The following is a 6,407-nucleotide window of genomic DNA, read 5'->3' on the forward strand; positions in this document are numbered from 1 at the left end:
CGGATCGGCGCTATTGAGCTCAGACGCACGGCTCGCATTCCACTTGAGAATAGTTCCTCGCGCATAGCTGTCCTTTGCATCAGGACTATTCGATTTTCTTTTGCCGATCGCCGGCAACCCATTCCAACGAGGAATAATCGATAGTCTGCCCTGCCCGCTACCGGACCCTGCTTCAGTCGCTAGCTTCTCGTTTTGTAGAAACGAATACCGATAACGCCATGATCCGAATTTAGCCTGACCGCCTGGAGCATCCTGCGTTCAAGTGGAATCGCACGGCGCTCCAGCGGCAGGCCCCCAGCGATACAACCTATCGGAAGAGGAGAAAGCAGATGACCGAAGTGGAACATTATGACGTCCTGATCCTCGGCAGCGGCCAGGGTGGCAAGCAGCTTGCCTGGCATCTGGCACGGTCAGGGCGACGTGTCGCCGTCGTCGAGCGCCGCTGGGTCGGTGGCTCCTGCCCGGCGGTCGCCTGTCTGCCGAGCAAGAACGAGATCTGGAGCGCTCGCGTCGCCCATCTCGCGCGGCATGCCGGCGAATTCGGCACGATGACCGGACCGGTCACCACCGACATGGCCAAAGTCCGCGGCCGCAAGCGTCGCATGGTCGACGGCGAGGCCGCTTTCCATATCGACACCTATGCCGCCACTGGCGCCGACTTGATCATGGGCTCCGGCCACTTCGTCGCGCCGAAGACGCTCGAGGTCAGCCTCAATGACGGCGGCACCCGATTGCTTTTCGGCAACCAGGTGTTCATCAATATCGGCACGCATGCGCTGATCCCGAATGTTCCAGGCCTCGAAGCCGCCCGGCCCCTCACCCATATCGAGGCGCTCGAGCTCGATTACCTGCCCCAGCACCTGATCGTGCTCGGCGGTGGCTATGTCGGCCTCGAACTGGCCCAGGCCTATTACCGCTTCGGCAGCCGCGTCACCGTCATCGAGCCCGGGCCGCGGCTGATGGGCCGTGAGGACGGCGACGTCGCCGAAGAGATGGAGCATATCCTGAGAAACGAAGGCCTCGACATCCTCGTCGGTGCCCAGCCGATCGCGGTAGAGGGCCGCTCCGGCGAAGGCGTCACCGTCACCGTGCGCAGTGCCGGCGGCGAGCAGCAGATCGCTGGCAGTGACATCCTGGTTGCCGTCGGTCGGGTACCCAACACCGCCGGCATCGGCCTCGATGAAGCGGGCGTCGCACTCGACGAACGCGGTTATATCCGTGTCAACGAGCGGCTGGAGACGACGGCGCCAGATGTCTGGGCGCTTGGCGAAGGCGCCGGCAGCCCACAATTCACCCATGTCTCGGTCGACGATTTCCGTATCATCCGCGACAACTTGACCGGCGGCAACCGCCGAACCAACGACCGGCTGGTGCCCTATACCATGTTCACCGACCCGCCGCTCGCCCGCGTGGGCTTGAGCGAAGCCGAAGCGCAGCGCCAGGGCATCCCCGTCCGCGTCGCCAAGCTGCCGATGAGCGCGGTGCTGCGAACCGAAGCGACGGATGAGACGCAGGGATTCATGAAGGTGCTGGTCGCCGCCGGCGACGACCGCATCCTCGGCTTTGCGATGATCGGTTCGGAGGCCGGCGAAGTGCTGGCGGCAATGCAGACGGCGATGCTGGCCGGCCTGCCCTATCCGAAGCTGCGCGACGCCGTCATCACTCACCTGACGATTGCCGAAGGTCTCGGCCCGCTGCTGGCAAAGGTCCCGGCACGGACGGTATAAAGATAACCTGAAACAGGTCACACGTGATGGGGCGGGCGCTACGATGGCGCCCGTCAATGATATTGATAGCTGCGACGATGCGGCACGGACGAGGGCTGACGCCGAACGACGCTTCGGCTATGACGCACTTTGCGATCACCGGGGCGCCTCTCTCCATCCTCGGGAGCTTCGTTTGATACACGGCTCCCCCAGACCCCGTCATCCTCGGGCTTGACCCGAGGATCCACACGCAAGCAGCCGTGGAAATGGATCCTCGCCTCAAGGGCGAGGATGACGGAGTGTGGGGAGGCAAAGGGGCAAACGCCCCCTTGTCGATATCATGGAGTGGCAAGAAATCTCTGCTCCCCGAGGGTACTGAAAAAGGGTCCCTCGCGCAGTGGACACGGCGCGGCTGGATTCCTGTGACAACCACAGGAGGGAGCGTGGCAGGCGTCGGCACCAGTCAACCGCCATCGAGATTACTCAACGCAGGGCCTATCCCGCCGCCCTTCCGTCGCAATGAGAACTAACCGCGTCCGCGATGTTTCAGTCCGGCACTCTTGACGTCGGCGCCTTTCGAACGCGCCTCGAAATGTTTCGCGCTCTTGGCGAGATCGGCACTCTTTTTCGCCGCCACCTTCTTCTCTTCGGTCTCGGTTGCCTTGCGCAACCCGTGTGAAGCCTGCTTGCCCTTTTCGGTTGGTGTCTGTTCGATGCGCATGACGTCTCCTCCAGCACCGATTTGATGCAGCATTGTAAACGCTTTACCGTCTCGGCTTGTTCCTGAAAGCGACGTCAGAGCGGACCGCCGTCGACGACGACGGCGAAATCGGCTCCCTCCCATGAATTCCTGAGCGCCCAGAAGATCGTGAAGCGGATTGTTGTTCCGGCCAATGCTTCCGTCGACAGATCGCAGATATGTGTGCCAAGTCCGCTCTCCCTGCACGTGGCGTCAGTCGCCGTCGCCCAGTCGTTGGAGGACCAATGGATGATCGCAGGCTCGAAGAGCTCGATGCGCAAAAGCCGGCCGGCATCGATGCGGTCGATTGTCGAGAGGGAACGCCAGACGACGGGTGGCGGCTTTGGCTCGCCCGTCACATAGCGCTTGAATGTCTGCGGGGGCATGTCGAAGACGGCGCCGTTGCGGATCGATCGCAGCAGCTTGATGTGTTCGGCGTGGGCCCAGACGAGCGGCATGGCGCTGCCGGACGGGCGCCCCAGAAAGAGTTCGCGCTCGGGCACGTCCGCGCTGTCCCAGATCTGTTCGGGCAGCAGGCCGCCCGAACTCGCCGATGCTTCCAGCGCAGCGAGCAGGCGTTTGGCCTCATCAAGCCGGCCGGCGGCTATTTCGTAGTGGGCGCGTTCACCGGTCAACAGCGGCCAAAGCCTTCCGATGCCGGCGCCGCTGAAGGCAGATCCGTCCGCCCGTTCGCCATAGCCGTCGTCATTATAGCGGTACCAGTATGAGCCGGTCGGCAGATCGCGCCTGAGGAGCGAGTCGACCGCAACGACGGTGTTGAGGATGCGTGGATCGTCGGCTGCGCGCAGGCCGAAGCGCACGAGAGCAAGCGCATCGGGGCTCACGAGAAGGTCGGCTTCGAGCGCTGCCCCGCCATCGTCCCTGTTCTTGATCGGGATCAGTCCCCTGCTCCGGCACGTGCCGTCGCCGATAGCCGAGCCGATCCGCATGTAATAGCCTTCGATCCCCAGCTTCCGCGACAATTCGGTGTCGCTGGCATAGGTCCATTCCTCGATCCGCTCGTTCCAGCCGTCGGCGACGTCGCGCAGATAGTCCGCGGCCGAGGTCCTGCCCGCCACATCCATGGCATCGGCGGCAGCCAGCAGGGCAGCGATCTCGACGGCCAGGGTGAAGGGGGAGTAGCCCGCATCCTCCTCCCACCGATCCTGCTGCGTAACCGGACCGTTGCGAACGATATAGCGCGCCGCCGCCTCGACCATTGGCATATAGCGATCGGCATCAAGGGGACCGATCACGCCCGCCCTCTGAAGACCGTCGTAGAGCAGGATCGGAAAGGCGGTCTCGTCCATCTGGATGCCGTACCAATAAGGTCTGCCGTCAAGCCAGGCATTCTGCACCCAGTGACCGTCCTCCTCCTGGATCGCTGCGAGATAGTCGAGCACGGCTTTTGCGTCTTGTCCGCTTCCGGCGGCGAGCATGCCGCCCGCCGTCTCGACGAGGTCGCGCGTCCAGACCAGATGATAGCCGCCGAGGTCATCGTCGCTTTTATGAAAACCCCAGGGGATCGAAAGGCTCGCGATGATGGCCCCGGAAGCATCGTCACGGTGCGTGGCGAGCACCGCCGTGCTGACGCGGTAGCGGTTCAACTGGCTCGGATCATGCGGCTCGTCCAGCGCCAGAAGTTCCCCCTGCCATCGGCGCCAGCCGGCCCGGTAGAGTTTCAGTGCCGGCTCGACGCCCTGCTGCAGGCTGAGCTGGGCCCGGAACGCCGCTTCCTCGGGCTGCGTCCCGAAGCCCAGCGCCAGAAGCGCGCGTCCCTTGCCGACGAGGATATCGACGGTGCCCGAAAGCGCGACATTGCCGCATTCGGCACGCCGGAATTCGGGCCTCAGCCCCTCCCCGCGCGACAGGGTCTGCCAGCCGTCCGAAATGCCGACATAGCCCGCAGAGCGTGCAACCCAGGGCACCGAGGACGCAACGGCAAGCGACCTGCCGCCACCCTGGGCGAACAGCATCGGATGTCCCTTGAATTCGTCGTACCAGGCCGTGTTGTCGGCGCCCGCATTGACCAGATGCGGCGCGACGATGGCGTGAAGCTGGTAGTCCCCGATATCTCCGACAAAGGCTTCGAAGAGGACATCCTGGAGAACGACCTCCCGTTCCGGATCCGACAGCAGGATTTTCGTGATGCGATAACGACCGTCCCTCGACGTGTTGACGAGGCGAAATGCCGGAACACCGTCCTCGATCGTCTCGACGGCATGATCCGCATCGCGCTTCTCTTCGGAAAAATAGTCCCGCGCCGTGACGATGAAGCCGAAGTCCCTTATGCAAGCCATATCGAGCCGCGGCGCATAGACCTCGTTGAGGATGCCATGGCTGGCTGTGAACCAGACGCGGCTTTCAGCGGTTGCCGCAGTCCCGACGGCGCTCTTGTCGCTGGAGGTCCAGCGCGGTTCGATGCCGGGCGCCCCGGGAGGATCTAAATTGTCTTCCATTGCCCCTCCTCCGCTCTAGAGCGGGATGCAGAAAAGTGTGTGCGGTTTTCGGGCGACATCCCGCTCTAACTTTTTGATTTAGAGACGGATTCAGATTTCAGGTCGATTCGACCTGAAATCATCCGGCTCTAGCGCGCATTGTCGGGTCGATCAGCCCGCAATCGTCTCCTCGATCGCGCCGTCAACTCGCATAATGCGGAAATTCATTGGGTTGGAAAGCAAATTGTATTAGGAGATTCGTATGGAATGCGGAGTTCATGCACATGAATGTCAACGCTTCGAAACCAGCCGATCGGACAACAGGCAAAACCGTGCTCGCGATCGATGTCGGCGGATCCCATGTCAAGATTTTGCTCAATAGCGGCAGCGAAAAACGCGCCGTCGAATCCGGCCCCCGGATGACGCCTGAAAAGATGGTCGAGGCCGTCAAGGAACTCGCGACCGGCTGGGACTACGACCTGATCGGAATGGGGTATCCTGGTCCCGTGGTCGACGGAAAGCTTACGGCCGATCCGCATAATCTCGGACGCGGCTGGAAAGGCTTCGATTTCGAGGCCGCCTTCGGCAAGCCCGTGCGCGTCGTCAACGATGCACTGATGCAGGCGATCGGCGGCTATGATGCCGGCCGCATGCTGTTTCTCGGCCTGGGCACGGGCCTCGGCTCCGCGATGATCGTGGACAATGTCTGCATGCCGATGGAACTCGCGCATCTTCCCTACAAGAAACACTATACTTTCGAGGATTTCATCGGCGAGCGCGGCCTGGAACGCCGCGGCAAGACCAAATGGCGCGAATCGGTTTTCGACATCGTGCAGAAGCTTCAGGCGGCGTTGCAGCCCCACTACATCGTCATCGGCGGCGGCAACGTCGACAAGCTGAAGGAACTCCCTGAGAGATGCCGCCGCGGCGACAACAGCAATGCCTTTCGCGGCGGTTTCCGGGTCTGGCTCGACGAGAATTTGAAATTCTGACCGCCGCTGGCCCTGAAACCAGGTAGCAGACTCCGCCAGGGACGATCTGAGGGCAATGATCGCAGCTTTCCGTCCGGAAGCTGTCACGGCTAACCCAAATCTATACGAGCTCTTGCCCGCATCAAAGGCTACGCCTAGTAATCCGGGTGCTGATATCACTCTAACGCATCTGGGGGGGAAAATGGCCGACGAAAGCACAAACGACGCAGAGAAGGCCAGGATCGAAGCTTTATTTCGCAAGCCGATACCTTGGTATAACAACCCCAAGATCCTTCGAGGAACTGCAATGATCGGTGCTGCCCTTGGCGTTCTCCTTCATCTCTATTTCAAGTACCGCCAATAGCGGGACGTGTGCTGTCCTCCTTCGCCATTGATAGATGTGAGCTTTCAGGAGGTTGTCCAAGTTGTAGCGCGAGATGGCGGTTGTCTGGCGCGGACGCTTCCCCAGGCTCCCTCTTCCCTGTGCTTGTCACAGGGAAGAGATTCCATGAGGAGTGGATAGCGGCCTGCACCGTGGCAGAGTGGGTTCGCT

Annotated in this window: 5 protein-coding genes; 3 read left to right on the forward strand and 2 right to left on the reverse strand. The window is 62.0% G+C overall.

Going from position 1 to position 6,407, the window contains the following annotated elements:
• The first annotated feature begins 329 nt into the window (after positions 1-329).
• The gene (locus tag AAE029_RS30280; RefSeq protein WP_371076624.1) at positions 330-1,727 is read left to right on the forward strand and encodes a mercuric reductase; all 1,398 of its coding nucleotides are present in this window, start codon (positions 330-332) and stop codon (positions 1,725-1,727) included.
• 505 nt (positions 1,728-2,232) lie between these two features.
• On the opposite strand, the gene AAE029_RS30285 is transcribed toward AAE029_RS30280, so the two are convergent.
• Positions 2,233-2,427: a hypothetical protein gene (locus tag AAE029_RS30285; RefSeq protein WP_371076625.1), complete on the reverse strand. Its 195-nt coding sequence runs from the start codon at positions 2,425-2,427 to the stop codon at positions 2,233-2,235.
• Positions 2,428-2,501: 74 nt separating this feature from the next.
• A complete protein-coding gene (locus AAE029_RS30290; RefSeq protein WP_371076626.1) occupies positions 2,502-4,904 on the reverse strand; it encodes a glucan 1,4-alpha-glucosidase in 2,403 nt (800 codons plus the stop codon).
• A gap of 263 nt (positions 4,905-5,167) precedes the next feature.
• On the opposite strand from AAE029_RS30290, the gene AAE029_RS30295 reads away from it, so the two are divergent.
• Positions 5,168-5,875 (forward strand): ROK family protein, encoded by a 708-nt coding sequence (locus AAE029_RS30295; protein WP_371076627.1) that lies wholly within the window; start codon positions 5,168-5,170, stop codon positions 5,873-5,875.
• Between the two features lie 181 nt (positions 5,876-6,056).
• Complete coding sequence (locus tag AAE029_RS30300; RefSeq protein WP_371076628.1) at positions 6,057-6,218, forward strand: hypothetical protein; 162 nt, start codon at positions 6,057-6,059, stop codon at positions 6,216-6,218.
• Positions 6,219-6,407: the final 189 nt, after the last annotated feature.

Origin of the sequence: Sinorhizobium sp. CB7, assembly GCF_041357635.1 — a bacterium.
Taxonomy (GTDB): Bacteria; Pseudomonadota; Alphaproteobacteria; order Rhizobiales; family Rhizobiaceae; genus Rhizobium.